15 protein-coding genes and 1 pseudogene are annotated in these 16,907 nt (G+C 63.1%); 4 read left to right on the forward strand and 12 right to left on the reverse strand.

The window, feature by feature from the left end:
* Positions 1-50: 50 nt before the first annotated feature.
* From B3B04_RS02215 to cyoA, 7 genes are read right to left on the reverse strand one after another with little or no spacing between them, the layout of a single operon-like run.
* The gene (locus tag B3B04_RS02215) at positions 51-593 is read right to left on the reverse strand and encodes a response regulator transcription factor (RefSeq protein WP_292039420.1); all 543 of its coding nucleotides are present in this window, start codon (positions 591-593) and stop codon (positions 51-53) included.
* Positions 590-1,903 carry an ATP-binding protein gene (locus B3B04_RS02220; protein ID WP_292039422.1) on the reverse strand — a complete coding sequence of 438 codons (1,314 nt, stop codon included), beginning with the start codon at positions 1,901-1,903 and terminating at the stop codon, positions 590-592. The genes B3B04_RS02215 and B3B04_RS02220 overlap by 4 nt, the downstream gene beginning before the upstream one ends.
* On the reverse strand, positions 1,900-2,673 hold the full coding sequence (locus B3B04_RS02225; RefSeq protein WP_292039423.1) for an SURF1 family protein: 774 nt from the start codon (positions 2,671-2,673) through the stop codon (positions 1,900-1,902). The genes B3B04_RS02220 and B3B04_RS02225 overlap by 4 nt, the downstream gene beginning before the upstream one ends.
* An 8-nt stretch (positions 2,674-2,681) precedes the next feature.
* Positions 2,682-3,056: a cytochrome o ubiquinol oxidase subunit IV gene (cyoD, locus tag B3B04_RS02230; RefSeq protein ID WP_292039424.1), complete on the reverse strand. Its 375-nt coding sequence runs from the start codon at positions 3,054-3,056 to the stop codon at positions 2,682-2,684.
* Entirely contained in the window at positions 3,053-3,700 is a 648-nt protein-coding gene (gene cyoC, locus B3B04_RS02235; RefSeq protein ID WP_292039425.1) for a cytochrome o ubiquinol oxidase subunit III, read from the reverse strand. The genes cyoD and cyoC overlap by 4 nt, the downstream gene beginning before the upstream one ends.
* Before the next feature lie 4 nt (positions 3,701-3,704).
* Entirely contained in the window at positions 3,705-5,717 is a 2,013-nt protein-coding gene (gene cyoB, locus B3B04_RS02240) for a cytochrome o ubiquinol oxidase subunit I (protein ID WP_292039426.1), read from the reverse strand.
* Between the two features lie 10 nt (positions 5,718-5,727).
* Positions 5,728-6,930 carry a ubiquinol oxidase subunit II gene (gene cyoA / locus B3B04_RS02245; RefSeq protein ID WP_292039429.1) on the reverse strand — a complete coding sequence of 401 codons (1,203 nt, stop codon included), beginning with the start codon at positions 6,928-6,930 and terminating at the stop codon, positions 5,728-5,730.
* 238 nt (positions 6,931-7,168) lie between these two features.
* Between cyoA and B3B04_RS02250 the strand changes: the two genes are divergently transcribed.
* A complete protein-coding gene (locus B3B04_RS02250) occupies positions 7,169-8,497 on the forward strand; it encodes an MFS transporter (RefSeq protein WP_292039431.1) in 1,329 nt (442 codons plus the stop codon).
* 78 nt (positions 8,498-8,575) lie between these two features.
* Here B3B04_RS02250 and B3B04_RS02255 read toward each other — a convergent pair whose 3' ends face one another.
* The 3 genes from B3B04_RS02255 to B3B04_RS02265 all read right to left on the reverse strand — a co-directional run bounded on the left by B3B04_RS02255 (position 8,576) and on the right by B3B04_RS02265 (position 12,391).
* Positions 8,576-9,127 carry an NADPH-dependent FMN reductase gene (locus tag B3B04_RS02255; protein WP_292039433.1) on the reverse strand — a complete coding sequence of 184 codons (552 nt, stop codon included), beginning with the start codon at positions 9,125-9,127 and terminating at the stop codon, positions 8,576-8,578.
* An 81-nt stretch (positions 9,128-9,208) separates the two neighbouring features.
* The gene (locus tag B3B04_RS02260) at positions 9,209-10,519 is read right to left on the reverse strand and encodes a nicotinate phosphoribosyltransferase (RefSeq protein ID WP_292039436.1); all 1,311 of its coding nucleotides are present in this window, start codon (positions 10,517-10,519) and stop codon (positions 9,209-9,211) included.
* A 12-nt stretch (positions 10,520-10,531) separates the two neighbouring features.
* Positions 10,532-12,391, reverse strand: a complete 1,860-nt coding sequence (locus B3B04_RS02265) for a monovalent cation:proton antiporter-2 (CPA2) family protein (RefSeq protein WP_292039438.1) — start codon at positions 12,389-12,391, stop codon at positions 10,532-10,534.
* 163 nt (positions 12,392-12,554) lie between these two features.
* Here B3B04_RS02265 and B3B04_RS02270 point away from each other — a divergent pair, with 163 nt between their 5' ends.
* The 3 genes from B3B04_RS02270 (at position 12,555) to B3B04_RS02280 (ending at position 16,158) form a co-directional block, all read left to right on the forward strand.
* Positions 12,555-12,965 carry a CBS domain-containing protein gene (locus B3B04_RS02270; RefSeq protein ID WP_292039440.1) on the forward strand — a complete coding sequence of 137 codons (411 nt, stop codon included), beginning with the start codon at positions 12,555-12,557 and terminating at the stop codon, positions 12,963-12,965.
* Between the two features lie 117 nt (positions 12,966-13,082).
* A complete protein-coding gene (locus B3B04_RS02275) occupies positions 13,083-13,673 on the forward strand; it encodes a hypothetical protein (RefSeq protein ID WP_292039443.1) in 591 nt (196 codons plus the stop codon).
* 85 nt (positions 13,674-13,758) lie between these two features.
* The gene (locus B3B04_RS02280; protein WP_292039446.1) at positions 13,759-16,158 is read left to right on the forward strand and encodes a PAS domain-containing sensor histidine kinase; all 2,400 of its coding nucleotides are present in this window, start codon (positions 13,759-13,761) and stop codon (positions 16,156-16,158) included.
* Between the two features lie 3 nt (positions 16,159-16,161).
* On the opposite strand, the gene B3B04_RS02285 is transcribed toward B3B04_RS02280, so the two are convergent.
* Together B3B04_RS02285 and B3B04_RS02290 are read right to left on the reverse strand one after the other, a co-directional pair.
* On the reverse strand, positions 16,162-16,689 hold the full coding sequence (locus B3B04_RS02285; protein ID WP_292039448.1) for a periplasmic heavy metal sensor: 528 nt from the start codon (positions 16,687-16,689) through the stop codon (positions 16,162-16,164).
* A 9-nt stretch (positions 16,690-16,698) separates the two neighbouring features.
* Positions 16,699-16,907, reverse strand: a pseudogene (locus B3B04_RS02290) (hypothetical protein); the annotation flags it as partial.

Raw genomic sequence — 16,907 nt, forward strand, 5'->3', positions numbered from 1 at the left:
CAGCCTTGGTCACGTCGCGACAAAAGTCAACGAACGCTCTGCCAATGCGCTTAGGTGACGCGGCGTTTTTCGAGTTTGCGAGCGAGGGTGCGGCGGTGCATGCCGAGGCGGCGTGCCGTTTCGGAGATGTTGAAGTCGGTCTCCACGAGGGTTTCGTGGATACGCTCCCACTCCAGCGTCTTGATCGAGGTAGGGCGGGCGGACAGTGGGGCGTCGGGGTTGCCGTCCTCCTTGTGGAAGGCCGCCTCGATTTCATCGGTGCCCGCCGGCTTGGCCAGATAGTGACGCGCGCCCAGTTTGATGGCCTCGACCGCTGTGGCAATGCTGGCAAAACCGGTCAGCACCACGATCACCATGTCGGGGTCGTGCTGGTGCAGGCTCTGCACACAGGTCAGGCCCGAGGAGGTCCCCAGCTTCAGGTCGACCACGGCATATTGCGGGCGGTTATGTTCCAGCAGCAGGGTCATGTCTTCGGGGCTGCGGGCGGACAGCACCTGATAGCCACGGCGCTCGAACGAGCGGCGCAGGGTGCGGGCAAAGGACTCGTCGTCCTCCACGATGAGCAAGGTGGGCGCGTCAGCCATATCTGTCATTTCGGTGCCAAGGCCTCCATGGGCAAGCGTAGCCTTATGCGCGCGCCGCCCTCTTTCAGGTTATCGGCCTCGACCGAGCCGCCCAGCGTTCGCATGGTGTTGACCAGCAGGAACAGGCCAAGGCCCGCACCCGCGCGCCCCTTGGTGCTCTGATAGGGTTGGCCCAGCCGCGACAGGATCTCGGCCGGAAAGCCCGGCCCGTCATCGGTAAAGGTCAGGATCATGGCCTCGCCATCAGCCACGGCATGAAGCGTCAGATGGCCCGCACCGGCCTCTGCCGCATTGTCGATCAAGGCGCTCAGCACCTGTTTCATAGCGGGGTCGGCGATGATGTGCGGATTGCGCGGCGTGGGGCCGTCCAATCGCACCTGCATCTCCTGACCGCGCTCACCCCATTCGGCGATGACTTCGGACAGGAAGGACGACAGGGTAACGATCGACGGAGCCTGACCGCGTGCCGCACCTGCCGCCATCAGAATATTGGTGACGATGGATTTGCAGCGTTCGACCTCGGCCTGCATCTGCTGCACATCGGTCTGGAGTTCCTCATCCTCGCGCACCGCAGGCAGATGCCGCCAGTCGCTGAGGATAACACTGAGCGACGCCAGCGGCGTGCCCAGTTCATGGGCGGCACCCGATGCCAGCAATCCCATGCGGACAATGTGCTCGTGCTCGGCGGCCTGCTGGCGGGTTTCGGCCAGCCACGCATCGCGGGCGCGCACGTTGCGGATGGTGCGGCTGACAAAGGCGGCCAGCAGCACAGCAATCAGCATGAAGTTGATCAGCGAGCCCTGCACCAACAGGCCCAGCCGCTCGTCCGCGCCTTCGGGCAAAGGCAGCGGGCGATGCCACAGCGTCAAAAGGGCCATGGTCGCGCTGGTACCCAGCACGAAAATCCAGACATAGCGCCGGCGCAGCAGAACGGCGGCCAACACGATCTGCATGACAAACAGAGCCGAGAACGGATTGGACGCCCCGCCGCTAAAATACAGCAGCCATGTCAGGGCCGCCGCATCGATGCACAGTGACACAAAGATTTCGCCATCGCTGACGGCGCGCCGACGAAGCACCAGCGGCAAGCTGATGATGTTCAGCACCACCAGCGCCGTCGGGGCCAGCAGCAGACTGGCCAACGGCAGGCTGATCCCATAGCCCCAGTGCACCACAGCAATGGTCAGTGCCTGTCCGAACACGGCCAGCCAGCGCAGCTGGATCAGCAGCAGCTTGTGGCGGCGCCCCGCCGTACCGGGGGCCAACAGGGTTTCGTCTGTCTGACCTGTCAGCAGGTCAAACAAGGCTCCGATTTTCATGCGTCGGCCTGTTCCTTGCGACGTCGCTCGCGCAGAACCAATACCATGGCAATCAGCGAACCCGCAGCAAGGCCGAACCACGTCAGCGCATAGACCAGATGGCTATTGGTGAATTTCACCACGGTCAGCCCTGCGCGCGGCCACTCGGCTGGCCCAGCGGTGTCGGCCTGGGCGTCGATGAAATAGCTGGCCGCGGGGCCGGTTACGCCGCGCGTGGACAGGATGGCGGGCACTTCGCGGGCGTACCAGTTATTGGCCGCTGGATCATTGTGGCGCAGGAAGGCGCCATCGCCTTCGCCCAGCCGCAGCAGGCCGGTCACGCTCGCCGTCTCCGGCGCATCGGGGCGGCTGGAAGGCTCTTTCAGTTCGGGCGGGACAAAGCCGCGATTGACCAGGACGGTAAAGCCCCTATCCGTTTCCAGCGGCGTCAAAATCCACCAGCCGCCGCCAAGGTCCGTCACCGCCTTGACCGGGGTTTCGAGATCATGACGGAAGCGACCCGAAACCTTGACCCGCAGATATTCATGATCGTCGCGCGTGATAGTCACATCGGGCGGCGGCGCATCGACGGGTGCCGCGTGGATACGGGTCTCTACCCGTTCGATCAGGGCCAGTTTCCAGCCCAGTCTATAGACCTGCCAAACCCCCAGCGCGGTAAAGCCCGCGAACAGAAACAGGAAGATGGTTACCACCAAGACGCGCCAAAGGCGGCCACCGTGGGGGTGACCGCCTTCAAAGCGTGCGGACTGCGGGGTTTGGCGGTCCGTCATCTCATACCTCAGCCAAAGCTCGGCATGTTGTGGACCGGCATCATGTTGGTGTTCAGGTGCCACATGACCCAGATCGAACCGGCCACGGCAATCACCACCACAACGATGGTGAACAGCAGGGCCAGCATGTTCCAGCCCCCTTCCGACTTCGGATGCAGGTGCAGGAAGTAGATCATGTGAACCACCATCTGCACTGCGGCGAAGGCCACGATGATGATGGCGGTGGCCTGCACCGGCAGCACGCCCGTCATCACAAGGGCAAACGGGATGGCCGTCAGGATGACCGAGGCGATGAAGCCGATCAGATAGTCACGGTAAGAGCCGTGGTAACCGCCCTCTTCGTGGTGGTCGTCGTGGGGCTCGTGGGTGTCGTGTCCGCTCATCGCAGCATCCCCATCAGATAGACAAAGGTGAAGACGCCGATCCAGATCACGTCCAGGAAGTGCCAGAACATCGACAGGCACATCAGGCGGCGTTTATTGGCCTGGATCAGGCCCTTTTGCATGACCTGAACCATCAGGGTGACCAGCCAGATAATACCGAAGGTCACGTGTAGGCCGTGGGTGCCCACCAGAATGAAGAAGGCCGACAGGAAGCCGCTGCGTTGCGGCGTCGCGCCCACGTGGATCAGGTGCTGGAACTCGTAGAGTTCGATACCCAGGAAGGCCAGACCGAACAGGCCGGTGATGCCGAGCCAGATCAGGGTTTGTTTGATCTGGTTCTTCATCATCGCCAGCATGGCGAAGCCGTAGGTGATCGAGGAGAACAGCAGCATGGCCGTGTTCACCGCGATCAGGTTCAGGTCGAACAGGTCCTTAGGGGCGGGACCGGCGGCGTAGTTGCCACCGATCACGGCGTAGACCGCAAACAGCATCGCGAAGATGAGGCAGTCGCTCATCAGATACATCCAGAAGCCCAGCATGGTGCTGGAGCCTTCGGGATGGTGCGGCTCTTTCTCGGGGTGCCACAGCGGGCCGCCCTGTTCGTCGACGTAGTCGGGGTGGATGGGGGCTTGAACAGCGCTCATCGGATCAGCCCTTCACTTGCAGATTGGCGAGGGCGTGGGTGCGAGCATCCTCGGTCGCCACAACCTCTTCCACCGGAATGTAGTAGTCGCGGCGGTAGTTGAACGTATGCGCGATCGACACCGCGATGATGGCGACGAACGATGCCGCTGCCAGCCACCAGATGTACCAGATCAGCGCCAGACCACAGACCATGCTCAGGGCCGACAGGATCACACCCGTGCCGGTGTTGGACGGCATGTGGATGGCCTCGAAGCCCTTGGTCGGACGCACATACTGGCGGTTCTTCATGTCTGCCCAGCTGTCCGAGTCATGGATGATCGGGGTCTTGGCGAAGTTGTATGCCGGCGGCGGCGACGAGGTCGCCCATTCCAGCGTACGGCCATCCCACGGGTCACCCGTTTCATCGCGCAGCTTGTCGCGGTTGATGATCGACACGGCGAACTGCACCAGCATGGCGAAGATGCCGACGGCAATGATGGCCACGCCCACAGCGGCGATGATGAACCAGATCTGATAGGCCGGATCGTCAAACACGCGCATACGACGCGTCACGCCCATGAAGCCCAGCACATAGAGCGGGGCAAAGGCGACCCAGAAGCCGACCACCCAGCACCAGAAGCTGACCAGACCCCACTTTTTATCCAGCTTGTAGCCGAAGGCCTTGGGCCACCAGTAGTTGATGGCGGCGAACAGGCCGAACAGCACGCCACCGATGATGACGTTGTGGAAGTGGGCGATCAGGAACAGCGAGTTGTGCAGCACAAAGTCAGCGGGCGGCACAGCCAGCATCACACCCGTCATGCCGCCGATGACAAAGGTCAGCATGAAGGCGATCAGCCACATCATCGGCAGTTCGAAGCGAATACGGCCGCGGTACATGGTGAACAGCCAGTTGAACACCTTCGCCCCTGTCGGGATGGAGATGATCATGGTGGTGATGCCGAAGAAGGAGTTCACCGAGGCACCCGAGCCCATGGTGAAGAAGTGGTGCAACCACACCAGATACGACAGGATGGTGATACAGACGGTGGCGTAAACCATCGAGGTATAGCCGAACAGGCGCTTGCCCGAGAAGGTCGAGGCGACCTCCGAGAACACACCGAACAGCGGCAGGATCAGGATGTAGACTTCCGGGTGACCCCAGATCCAAATCAGGTTCACGTACATCATCGGGTTGCCGCCGAAGTCGTTCGTGAAGAAGTTGGTGCCGATGTAACGGTCAGCCGACAGCAGGGCCAGCGTCGCCGTCAGGATCGGGAACGAGGCCACGATCAGGATGTTGGCGCACAGCGACGTCCAGGTGAACACCGGCATCTTCATCATGCCCATGCCCGGCGCGCGCATCTTGATAATGGTCGCGATCAGGTTGATGCCGGACAGGGTTGTGCCGACGCCCGCGACCTGTAGCGACCAGATGTAGTAGTCGACGCCGACGCCCGGGCTATAGCCGATACCTGACAGCGGCGGATAGGCCAGCCAGCCCGTGCGGGCGAACTCGCCCACGAACAGCGAGGCCATGACCATGATGGCACCGGCGGTCGTCATCCAGAACGAGAAATTGTTCAGGAACGGGAAGGACACGTCGCGCGCACCGATCTGCAACGGCACCAGATAGTTCATCAGGCCCGTGATCATCGGCATGGCCACGAAGAAGATCATGATCACGCCGTGGGCGGTGAAGATCTGGTCATAGTGGTGCGCGTTCAGATAGCCCTCGGACCCGCCGAAAGCCATCGCCTGCTGGATACGCATCATGACCGCATCGGCAAAGCCGCGCAGGAACATGACCAAACCCAGGATCATGTACATGATCCCGATCTTCTTGTGGTCGACGGTGGTGAACCACTCTTTCCAGAGATAGCCCCACAGCTTGTATTTGGTCAGCAGAGCCAGAACGCCCAGACCGCCCAGAACCACCACCGCAAAGGTGACGTGCACGATCGGGTCGGTCGGGATGGCCGCCCAGCTCAGACGCCCCAGAAGAGGCGAGGTTTCAACGATTGCTTCAGAAGCCATGACGGGGGTCTCAGGATTGCGAGACAGACGTCACAGACGCCGTCCCGACAGAAAGAGGGGGGATGCCGTTCTGCGCGGCGTTCACGGCCACAGCGGCGGGAACCGGCGTCTGGCCCGGAACAAGACCGCGACCGGTCAGGCGGGCGAACGGATCGGCCCGCTGCAGGGTGACGGCATTGGCCTGACGGCGCAGATTGGCCTCGATGGCGGCGCGTTCGGCCTCCAGCGGGGTGCAGACCTGCATCACATAGCTTTCGCCCGAGCCAAAGACGGCATCACCGCGACGGGCGAACTTGTCATAGACCAGCGGCCAGGTGTTGCTCACGGCGGCCAGACCCAGACCACCCTTGCGATCGATGTCCATCATCTCGCCCATGCACATCTTGCCCGGCTGGACGCACATGTTGACGACGGCGTTGAACAGCAGCGGGTCAACCGAGCCATAGTAGGTGACCGGCACCTTCTCCGACGGCTTTTCGAGCTCCAGATAGGTTTCGCGATCCAGAGTGTTGGCTCCGGCGCGGGCCTTGGCGACCCACTGGTCGAAGTCGGCCTGCTCCATGCCCTTGAAGGCAAAGCGCATGTTGGAGAAGCCGTCGCCCGAATAGTTGGCCGAGAAGCCGACATACTCACCCGGACGGTTGATCACGGCGTGCAGCTTGGTCTCCATGCCCGGCATGGCATAGATCTGACCGGCCATGGCGGGGACGTAGAAGCTGTTCATCACGCCCGAAGAGGTGATGTGGAAGCGGACCGGACGGTCCACCGGTGCGGCCAGCTCATTGACCGTGGCAATGCCGTATTCGGGATAGATGAAGAGCCATTTCCAGTCCAAGGCCACCACTTCGACCTGCAAGGTCTGGTGATCCTCGGTGACGGCGTGGCCGTCCTTGATGCGGTCCAGCGGACGGTAAGGGTCCAGCAAATGGGTACCGGCCCAGGTCACCGCACCCAGACAGATGATGATCAGCAGCGGCACAGCCCAGATGACCAGCTCCAGATGGGTGGAGTGGTCCCAATCGGGGTCATAGTCCTTTTCGACCGCCTTGTTCGACGCGCGGTATTTCCACGCGAAGAAGATGGTCAGCGCCATCACCGGAATGATGACGACCAGCATCAGCAGCACCGAGAAGACCAGAAGGTCGCGCTGCTGGATGGCGATATCGCCGGCCGGCGACAGGACAATCGCCTCGCAGCCCGCAAGGGCCGCCATGAGAGGCGCAAGGGCGAGCGGCCTTATCAAGCGTGAGGACATCACGCGACGGGCCAGGCTTACGGGGTGAGCGGGCACAGTTTCGGTCATTGCGCTCGCCCCGTAACCCCACCTGCAAATGCGGGACATTGGACAATCCGCCCTATCCCCTCATTCGCCCCGACGGAGCAAATGGGCGGCTTCTTCATTCTATCAGTATGGGCGCCTCGACGCCCGGTCGCAGAGAACGGCATTTGTCATGAACGCTTCGGGCGCGCCTTCTTCCGAGTCCCTTGAACGGGACGCCAGTCAGATCAACGCGCGACATGGCAAAATCGACGCGGGCGAAATTGCGGTTGGCGTAATTATTGGCCGTACGTCGGAATTTTTTGACTTCTTCGTCTATGCCATCGCCTCGGTGGTGGTGTTTCCGGCACTGGTCTTCCCTTACGCAGGTCCGGTACAGGGCACCCTGCTCTCCTTCGCGGTTTTTGCCGTGGCCTTTCTGGCCCGCCCTATCGGCTCGGCCATCTTTATCGCCGTGGACCGCCGCTTTGGGCGCGGCACCAAACTGACCATCGCCCTGTTCCTGCTGGGTATCTCGACGGTCTGTCTGGGCTTTTTGCCCAGCTACGCCACCGCGGGCCACTGGGCCGCAGTCATGCTGATCGTCCTGCGGATCGGTCAGGGCATCGCTCTGGGCGGAACCTGGGATGGCATGGCCTCGCTGCTGGCGGTGTCGGCTCCGGGAAACCGCCGTGGCTGGTATGCGATGGTGCCGCAGCTGGGTGCCCCGCTGGGCCTGATCGTGGCCAGCGCCCTGTTCGCCTATTTCATCGCCAAGCTGTCGCCCGAAGACTTCTATAGCTGGGGCTGGCGCTATCCATTCTTCGTGGCCTTTGCCATCAACGTGGTGGCTCTGTTCGCGCGCCTGCGGATCGTGGTCACCCCGACCTTCCAGTCGGCCTTCCATTCGCGCGAACTGAAGCCGACGCCGATCGGCTCCACCGTGCGTGAGGACGGCGTCGGCATTCTGGTTGGCACCTTTGCCCCGCTGGCGGCCTTTGCCATGTTCCACATGGTCACCGTGTATCCGCTGTCGTGGGTGTATCTGTATACCGACGAGAGCCCTGCCCGCTTCCTGATGATCGAGCTGATCGGTGCCGTGTTCGGCGTGGCCGCCATCCTCGCCTCGGGCTGGCTGGCTGACCGCTATGGCCGCCGCAAGCTGATCGGCGCGACCGCGTTTGGTATCGCCGTCTTCTCGGCCTTGGCACCGCAAATGCTGGATGGCGGTATGGGCGGCGAGTTCGCCTATATGATCATCGGCTTCATCCTGTTGGGCCTGTCGTTCGGTCAGGCGTCGGGCGTGATCGCCTCGGGCTTTACCCCCCGCAACCGCTACACCGCCTCGGCCCTGACGTCGGACCTGACGTGGCTGTTCGGCGCGGGCTTTGCCCCGATGGTGGCCCTGTGGCTGTCGGCAGAGTTCGGTGCCTATGCCGGTGGCGCCTATCTGCTGTCGGGCGCTGTGGTGACCCTACTGGCCCTTTGGCTGAACCGTCGTGTGGGTCTGGCCCGCGACTGATCCCTCTCGGGCATCAGACACAATAAAAGGCGAGGCCGGTGGCCTCGCCTTTTTCTTTGTCCGCCCGGCTGAGGCTGATCAGCCCTTGTGATGACCGGCGAAGGCGACGAAGTCCTTCATATAGCCAACCAGAAACGCCTTGGTGCCATCATTGGTAATGTCGTGATTGTCGTCGATCAGACCGTCCTTGAAGTTCAGATAGACTTCGATGGCGTTGAACTGGGCCACGTTCAAAAAGCCCAGAACCGGACGCAAGGCATTCTGGCCGATGGCGGCGCCGATGCCGCTGGGCGAGGTCCCGATGACGCCGACCGGCTTTTCCTTAAAGCTGTTCTGGCCCCATGGACGACTGGCCCAGTCGATAGCGTTCTTCAGGCCACCGGGGATGGAGCGGTTGTATTCCGGAGTGACAATCAGGATGGCGTCGGCCCCTTCGATCGCTTCCTTCAGGGCACGGCCCTCTGCCGGATAGTCGGCATCGAAGTCCTGACGATAGATCGGCAGATCAATGCTGATGTCGGTAAAGCTGACACCCTCGGGTGCCAGCTTTTTCATTGCCTGGGCCAGTTTACGGTTGATCGAGGTCGAGGACAGACTGCCGACGATGACGCCGATTTTAAGGTCGCTCATGGGGCGCTCCATAGAAGAAGGGGGTCATGGGGGTAATGCTCCCGCTACGGCCCCGTTCCGCTTGCCCTCTTCTGGCGGGGCCTAGACGCGCACGTCGCGCTGGTCGCGACCGGCCTCGCCAAACACGCGGGCATACCGGGCCACCTCGTCCGGATCGCCGGTTGCCTTGGCGCGGTTGTCGGACAGTTTGACCGCCGGTTTCCCCGCCGCCTGCGTGACCTTGCACACCAGCGAGATCGGCGTCAGTTCCGGCGCATCAATCGGCGCACAGTCACGGAAGTCATTAGTCAGATTGGTGCCCCAGCCAAAGCTGGTGCGCACGCGGCCTTTGAAATGGGCATGGGCCTGTTCGATGGTATCCACGTCCAGACCATCGGCCAGCACCAGCAGGCGATCCTTCGGGTCCACGCCCTTGGAGCGCCACCAGTCCATGATGATCTCGCCCCCTTCGATGGGCGGGGCAGAGTCCGGCCGGAAGCCCTTCCAGTCCGCCAGCCAGTCGGGCGCGTCGGCCAGAAAGGCGTCAGTGCCAAAGGCATCGGGCAGCACCACCAGCAGATTGCCGTCATAGGTCTGACGCCACTCCTCCAGCACCCGATACGGCGCGCGGCGCAGGGCCTCGTCGTCGCTGCCCGCCATGGCCGCCACCACCATGGGCAATTCGTGGCCGTTGGTGCCGATGGCTTCCATATCGTTGTTCATGGCCAGCAGCACATTGGAGGTGCCGATAAAGTTGGGCCCCAGCCCCGACTTCATCGCCGCCACACACCAGTCCTGCCACAAAAAGCCATGGCGACGGCGGGTCCCGAAATCCGAGATGACCAGACCGTCCAGCTGTCTCAGCCGCTCGATCTTCTCCCACAACTTGGTCTTGGCGCGGGCGTACAGGATATCCAGCTCGAACCGACCCATACGGCCCAACGCCTTGCGGGCACGCAGTTCGTTCAGAATGGACAGGGCGGGGATTTCCCACAGCGTCACATCGGCCCACGACCCGCTGAAGGTCAGCTCGAACTGGCCGTCCTCGCCCCGCGCCAGCTGATAGTCAGGCAGCTGATAGTTCGCCAGCCACGCCAGGAAATCCGGCGTGAAAATCTGCTTCACCCCATAGAAGGTGTTGCCCCCCAGCCAGATCAGCTCGCGGTTGGAAATGCGCAGGGTACGCGCATGGTCCAACTGTGCGCGCAGTTCGCCCTCGTCGATCTCTTCGGCCAGACGCACCGTCTTGGTACGGTTGATCACACTGAAGGTCACCGGCACATCGCGGAAGCGACGCCAGATCAGTTGCAGCATCAGCAGCTTGTAGAAATCCGTGTCCAGCAGGCTGCGGACGATGGGGTCCAGTCGCCACGTATGGTCATAGGCACGTTTGGCGAGATCAACGCTGGGCATGGGCGAATTTACTCATGGTGTTGTTGGTAGCGATGCGCCATCAGCGCGCGACACGTCATCGGCATCGATGACCTGACCTTCGCGGGGCGGCTTGATATAGGGCGTCGGGGTCGGGGTCGTCATATTGCCGCGCATCAGGCCGCGTCCGGCTTCCAGTCCACCCGACAACTGCAAGGTCAGACGCTCGTCGTCGCGACGACGTACATCGGCGATGGTTTCCTCGATCTCGACATCGGGCACATCCAGTTCACGCAGTACCTGTCCGCCAAAGGTCAGGGCCGATTCAAACGTCTCGCGCAGTTCATAGTTCACCCCCGCCTTGATCAGGCGGATCGAAGCCCCGCGGTCATAGGCCCGGGCGAAAATCTTGGTATCGGGGAACTCGTGCTTCACCAGTTCGACGATGCGGTCGGTGGCCTCGGCATCGTCGATACAGACCAGAACCGCCTCGGCCTTTTCGATGCCTGACGCGCGCAGGGTATCGAGGCGGCACCCGTCGCCATAGTAGACCTTGAAGCCGAAATTGGCCGCGGCCTGTATCATGTCTACGTCTTTTTCGATGATGGTCACGTCCACATTGTGCGCCAGCAGGGGTTGGGACACCACCTGCGAAAATCGCCCGAAACCGATGATCAAAACGCGCCCTTCGAGGTCGGCGGCTGCCTCTACATCGTCCATGTCGGCAATGTCGCGATCCTTGGGCGGCGGCATCAGGCGCGACAGGGCCAGAGTCGTCAGCGGCGTCAGCGCCATGGACAGGATGACGATGGCCGTGAAGGTGGCCCCCGCGCGCGCATCGATCACGCCCGCCGTGGCGGCCGCGCTGTACAGCACAAAGGCGAACTCTCCGCCCTGCGCAAACAGGGCCGCGCGCTCGATCCCCTCCCGATGGCTGGACTTCAAAACGCGCGCCACGGCGTAAATGACCGCCGCCTTGGCCAGCATGAAGGCTGCCAGCCCCGCCAGAACCACCTGCCAGTCAGAGATCACCACCGACACATCCAGCGCCATGCCGACCGACAGGAAGAACAGGCCCAGCAGAATGGCGCGGAACGGCTCCACGTCGGCCTCCAACTGATGACGGAAGCTGGAATCGGACAGCAGAACACCGGCGAGGAAGGCACCCATGGCCATGGACAGACCCACTGCATCCAGCAGCCATGCTGTACCCGCCACTACCAGAAGGGCCGCGGCGATCATCACCTCTCGGCCCCCGTTGCGGGCCAGAAAACGGAAGATGGGGTTGATCAGATAGCGACCGAAAACCAGCACGCCGGCCACAGTCCCGACCGCCAGAGCCAGAGTTTGCCACAGCGGCGAAGCCGTTTCGGTGGAGGGCGACAGGTGCGCGCCCATCACCGCCGCAATGGCCAGCAGCGGCACAATGGCCAGATCTTCAAACAGCAGGACAGAGATGGCGCGGCGCCCCGCGGCCGTGCCCAGCTGCCCGCGCTCCTCCAGCATCTGCATGATGACGGCGGTCGAGGACATGACAAAGCCCATGGCCCCGACAAAGGCGACCGGTGCCGACACCCCCGCTGCCATGGCCAGCAGCGTCAGGGCCAGCCCCGACAGTCCGACCTGAGCGGTGCCGAGGCCGAAGATCTCGCCCTTCATCGCCCATATCCTCTGCGGCCGCATCTCCAGCCCGATGATGAACAGGAAGATGACGACCCCGAACTCTGCGACATGCAGGATGGTCTGCGGCTCGCGGATCACGCCCAGACCGAACGGCCCCAGCGCCAGACCGGCCGTCAGATATCCAAGGACCGAACCCAATCCCAGTTTCCTGAAGACGGCCACGCCAACCACACCCGCCCCGAGAAGGGCCGCCACGTGGCCCAGTCCCATGCCTGCACTGTCTGCACTCATCTGGCCCACCTCTGATTGACCGACACAACTCAAGGTCAAAATAGGGAGACCAAAGGTCGCAGGTAAGCCACCTGATAGCAAACAAGGTTTTCCGGAATCGGAACCCCTCACCAGTCCGAGCTTTTCCTTAAGTCGAAGTGGCCAAAACGGCCGAGGAGGAAACATGAAAATCCGTGACATCATGAGCCGTGACGTGCAGGTGGCCCGTCCTGACGACACCCTTCAACAGGTGGCAACCCGCATGGCCGAAGGGGATTTCGGTTTCATGCCCGTGGCCGAGGGCGATCGTCTTCTGGGCACGATCACCGACCGCGATCTGGCCGTGCGTGGACTGGCCGTCGGCGCATCATCGCAGGCTCGGGTGTCCGAGTTTCTGACCCGCGACGCTGTCACGGCCCGTCCGGATGACGAACTCAAGACGGCACTGGATCTGATGAGCCGGGCCCGCATCCGTCGCCTTCCGGTTGTCGATAAAGATAACCGTCTGGTCGGTGTTGTGTCTCTGGGCGACCTGTCGGTGCGCGTGAAAGAGAAATACGCCGGAGAGGCTCTGGAAAGCATATCCGCACAATAAGCCATTGAATTCTCAAAGCCCCGACTGACAGCTTGGCCGTTCTACGGTAACCATCTCTCCCAAGAGGTCGTTCACCGCTTTGCACTAGGGTGACGGCAAGAGTTACGGGGCTTTGGGATGGCGCGCGCACAGTTTCAAAAAGGTCAGAAGGTCTGGGTCGAATGCGTCGGCCTGTGGGCCGAGGTCGAGCGCGTCATTCCGGTGTGGGCCAAGGGCTTCGACGAGCCGGTGCGCGTGACCTATGACGTGGGGCTGGGCCGCGAGTTTCAGGCGCAAGAACTGCAACTGCCCGAGGGCGAAAGCGAGAAGCCGCTGGGCAACTGGCGTGTCATGCGCGCCCGAAACAAATGGCAGGAACCCGGCGATTGCGCCCACCACCCCTATCCCGGCAGCTATCCGGTGGTGGTCACAGACGAGGCTGACTGGGGCGGCTGGCGCGTGCCGGGAGCCGAATATGACCGCCTGCCCGAGAAGATCGAGTTCCAGGCGCGCATCATCGCCGCCGCGCCCCATATGCTGGACGTGATGAAAGAACTGGTAGAGACGGTCGCAGAGAACCCCGATGACGCGCCGCCCGAGGCCCGCCGTCTGGCCGAAATGGGGGCCTCCATCCTGCGCCGCATCCACAATCAGCCGCCGCGTGCAGGCTTGATGACCGAAGAGGCTGCGCGTCCGGGGCAACCGTCGCCCGACCCCCAGGTCGCCTAACCCTCCACACGTCTGAGACTCTCTACAGCCAAGCTCTCGACACAGCTTGGCGAAACGCCCTAGATTCCAACGAACAGGAATTTGCTTGAAGAGGGCTCCCGCCGTGCAAGGGACGGAGCGCCGCAAGGACGGGCGAGGACGACGCGCCAGCGATAAGGCTGGCGTGGTGGGGCGCCCGCATGAGCGCGCGGTTTTCCTGTCGGCCCTGTTGATCCTGTCCATGGCGCTGTTTCTGGTGGCGCGCGATCAATCGAGGCCTGATCGCGAAATCGAGGCCCTGACGCACGATACCCTGCAACTGGATGCCCGCCTTCAGGCCGAGCGGGTGCAGCAACAGATTCGCGATCTGACCCTCATGGTCGATGTGGCCGCGCGGCGTCTGGGCACTGCGCCTCAACAGCCGCTGGAGGCGCTGGAGTATGCGCGCCTGTCCTATGACACGCCTGCCGACATGGCCTTGTTCAACGCCGATGGCACCATGGCGGCGCGCAAGGGTCTCAAGGTTCTGGGACAGGAGGGGCTGGCCCTGAGCGAAGGACGCGTGAACCTTGGCAAGGTGCTGTCGAACGGCCGCGTACTGGCGGCCAGCCTGCCGTTGCCGGAAGCCAAAGCCACCCTGAACGATGCCAAGCTGGAAGTGCGCTATGGCAGCCAACTGCCCGCCGCCCTGTTTGACAGCCCGCAAGGCATCCACTTGCTCAGCCCCGAAGGGCGTCCGCGCCTGACCGTGGCCGTGCCGGTCGGTGATAGCGGTCTGGTGGTCGTGGCCGACCGCCCCGGCCTCAGCCTGTTCCAGCGCTGGCAGAATGACGCGCGGCTGCTGGTGCTGCCGCTGTTGCTGGGCGTGTTGCTCTTGGCTCTGTTGACGTGGAAGACGCTGCGTCAGGACCGCGCCGCGCGGGCATGGGCCGAGACCGAGCGCCGCTTCCGCATCGCGGTCGAGGCCGCCCATTGCGGCGTCTGGGACTGGGACATGGAGCTGGGCCAGATTCGCCTGTCCGACTATATGGCCCGCCTGCTGGATCGCCCCGCCGGCACGGTGCTGAGCACGCAGGAGATGATCGAGCGGGTGCATCCGCGCTATCGAGACACCTTCGTCGCGGCCATGGAACGTGCCCGCAGCGAAGGCCAGTTCGAAGTCGCCTTCCCCGTCACCACGGGGGATGGCAAGGTGCGCTGGCTGGATGCACGGGGTCGCACGCGCGAGGACGGCTGCCGTCTGCTGGGTATTGCGCTCGACATCACCGAAGCCCGCTTGGCCAAGGCCCGCGCCGAAGCCGCCGAAACCCGCCTGATCGACGGCATCCAGAGCGTGTCTGACGCCTTTGTGCTGTTCGACCGCCACGGCCATCTGCTGCTGTGGAATCAGGCGTTTCAGGATGCGTTCAATGTGCCCTCGGCCATGCTGAAGCGCGGCACGCCCAAAAACGAGCTGAACCGTATCGCTGCACAGGCCATCCGCTCCGAACACCGCGCGGGCCACCGCCGTGCGGGTGTGCGCGAAGTGGAGCTGAAAGACGGTCGCTGGCTACAGATGACCGAACGCTATACGGGCGATGGCGGCGCCGTGGTGATCGCCGCCGACGTCACCGTGATCCGGCGTCAGGAAAGCGAGCGCCGCCTCGCCGCAGAGGAACTGCAACGCACGGTCGATGAGCTGGAAGCCAGCCGCGCGCGCCTGTCCACCTTGGCCAAACAGTATGAAGCGGCCATGACCCGCGCCGAGGCGGCCAGCCAGTCCAAGTCCGAGTTTCTGGCCAATATGAGCCACGAACTGCGCACCCCGCTGAATGCTATCAACGGCTTTTCCGAGATCATGGCGGGCGAAATGTTCGGCCCGCTGGGGGATCACCGCTATCGCGGATATGCACAGGATATCCACAACTCGGGTAAGCATCTGCTGAGCTTGATCAACGACATCCTCGACATGGCCAAGATCGAGGCGGGCAAGCTGACCCTCCACTATGAGCGGGCCGATCTGTCGGCATTGGGGCAAGAGGTGCTGCGGTTGATGCGGGGCCGCGCCGAGGAGGCGGGACTGGCCCTGACCATCGATGCGCCCGAGGTACTGGATGCCGAAATCGACCTGCGCGGCATGAAACAGGTGCTGCTGAACCTGATATCCAACGCCATCAAATTCACGCCGCAGGCTGGCCGCGTAGAGCTGTCCATGCGCCCCATGGTCGAGCGCCCCGGCTATGTCCGGATTGCAGTATCCGACACCGGCATCGGCATCGCCGCCGAAGACATTGGCCGTCTGGCCCAGCCCTTCGTTCAGGTGGAAAACCAGCACGCCAAGACCACGCAGGGCACGGGCCTCGGGCTGGCGCTGACCAAGTCATTGATTGAAATGCACGGGGCCAGCATGACCATCGACAGCGAGCAAGGCCGCGGCACGACCGTCTGGTTCGATCTGGCGGTGGCGGGCCGTCTGGCGGGCTCGCGGCCTGCCCAATCGGTGCGTCAGGCCGAGAAGGTCGCCTGACGTTTAAGCGGCCGGCTTGGCGTCTGCATCCGTTGCTTTTTCATTGGCCGCATGATCGGCGTGCGTCGCTTCGCCATTGCGCGGACGTTTGCGCGACAGCAGCGGTGCCAGCGCCTTGCGATCCTCGGCTTCCAAGCGCGACAGCATATCCACGACGCCGGATTCCAGACGCGCACGGCCACGGATTTCCGAGGCGCGCGACCGCTCAAGCAGACCTGACACCCGCGCCACATCGAACTCGTCCGAGGCCGTAATATCGATGGCCGCGCGACGGGCCGTGCGGGCCTCTTGGTAATCTTCGTGGGCCGACATGGCGATCTGGCGCAGTTCGGCCAGCACCTTGTCCGCGACCTCGGGCGAGCGGGTATTGACCAGCTCCACTGCCGGAACCGACAGACGCGGCGTGCGATCGGCCTGCGCCTGTTTGGCGGCCTCTTGGCTGCTCCACCAGAAGGCGGCTCCGCCTGCCAGCAAAAAAACGTTCAGGACCACCGAGACGCCGAGGGCCGTTTTCAGATGACGTGCCGACATGCCCCCTCCTTAACGCCCGCCGCCCGACAGCGACGCCATTTCGAAGCCCAGCACCTCGGCATCGTCCGTGGCGGTCAGGCTGGCCTGATACAGCACGCTGTCGGCGTGCATGGACGCATTGATCTGCTGGGCGATGATGACGCCAAAGGCCGCGCCCGCAAAAGCGGTGGCCGCCACGCCAGCCCCCGACAGCCATGCCCAGCCGGTCGTCCAGCGAC

The organism is Brevundimonas sp. UBA5713, assembly GCF_002419815.1.
GTDB lineage: Bacteria > Pseudomonadota > Alphaproteobacteria > Caulobacterales > Caulobacteraceae > Brevundimonas.

What these genes read in the sequence shown, in the direction of transcription:
- B3B04_RS02255 (WP_292039433.1), bottom strand. Translation starts at nt 9,127, where the DNA reads ATGAGCGACCTTAAAATCGGCGTCATCGTCGGCAGTCTGTCCTCGACC.
- B3B04_RS02265 (WP_292039438.1), bottom strand. Translation starts at nt 12,391, where the DNA reads ATGAGTGCAGACAGTGCAGGCATGGGACTGGGCCACGTGGCGGCCCTT.
- cyoB (WP_292039426.1), bottom strand. Translation starts at nt 5,717, where the DNA reads ATGGCTTCTGAAGCAATCGTTGAAACCTCGCCTCTTCTGGGGCGTCTG.
- B3B04_RS02260 (WP_292039436.1), bottom strand. Translation starts at nt 10,519, where the DNA reads ATGCCCAGCGTTGATCTCGCCAAACGTGCCTATGACCATACGTGGCGA.
- cyoD (WP_292039424.1), bottom strand. Translation starts at nt 3,056, where the DNA reads ATGAGCGGACACGACACCCACGAGCCCCACGACGACCACCACGAAGAG.
- cyoC (WP_292039425.1), bottom strand. Translation starts at nt 3,700, where the DNA reads ATGAGCGCTGTTCAAGCCCCCATCCACCCCGACTACGTCGACGAACAG.
- B3B04_RS02220 (WP_292039422.1), bottom strand. Translation starts at nt 1,903, where the DNA reads ATGAAAATCGGAGCCTTGTTTGACCTGCTGACAGGTCAGACAGACGAA.
- B3B04_RS02285 (WP_292039448.1), bottom strand. Translation starts at nt 16,689, where the DNA reads ATGTCGGCACGTCATCTGAAAACGGCCCTCGGCGTCTCGGTGGTCCTG.
- B3B04_RS02270 (WP_292039440.1), top strand. Translation starts at nt 12,555, where the DNA reads ATGAAAATCCGTGACATCATGAGCCGTGACGTGCAGGTGGCCCGTCCT.
- B3B04_RS02250 (WP_292039431.1), top strand. Translation starts at nt 7,169, where the DNA reads ATGAACGCTTCGGGCGCGCCTTCTTCCGAGTCCCTTGAACGGGACGCC.
- B3B04_RS02275 (WP_292039443.1), top strand. Translation starts at nt 13,083, where the DNA reads ATGGCGCGCGCACAGTTTCAAAAAGGTCAGAAGGTCTGGGTCGAATGC.
- B3B04_RS02215 (WP_292039420.1), bottom strand. Translation starts at nt 593, where the DNA reads ATGACAGATATGGCTGACGCGCCCACCTTGCTCATCGTGGAGGACGAC.
- B3B04_RS02225 (WP_292039423.1), bottom strand. Translation starts at nt 2,673, where the DNA reads ATGACGGACCGCCAAACCCCGCAGTCCGCACGCTTTGAAGGCGGTCAC.
- cyoA (WP_292039429.1), bottom strand. Translation starts at nt 6,930, where the DNA reads ATGGCGGCCCTTGCGGGCTGCGAGGCGATTGTCCTGTCGCCGGCCGGC.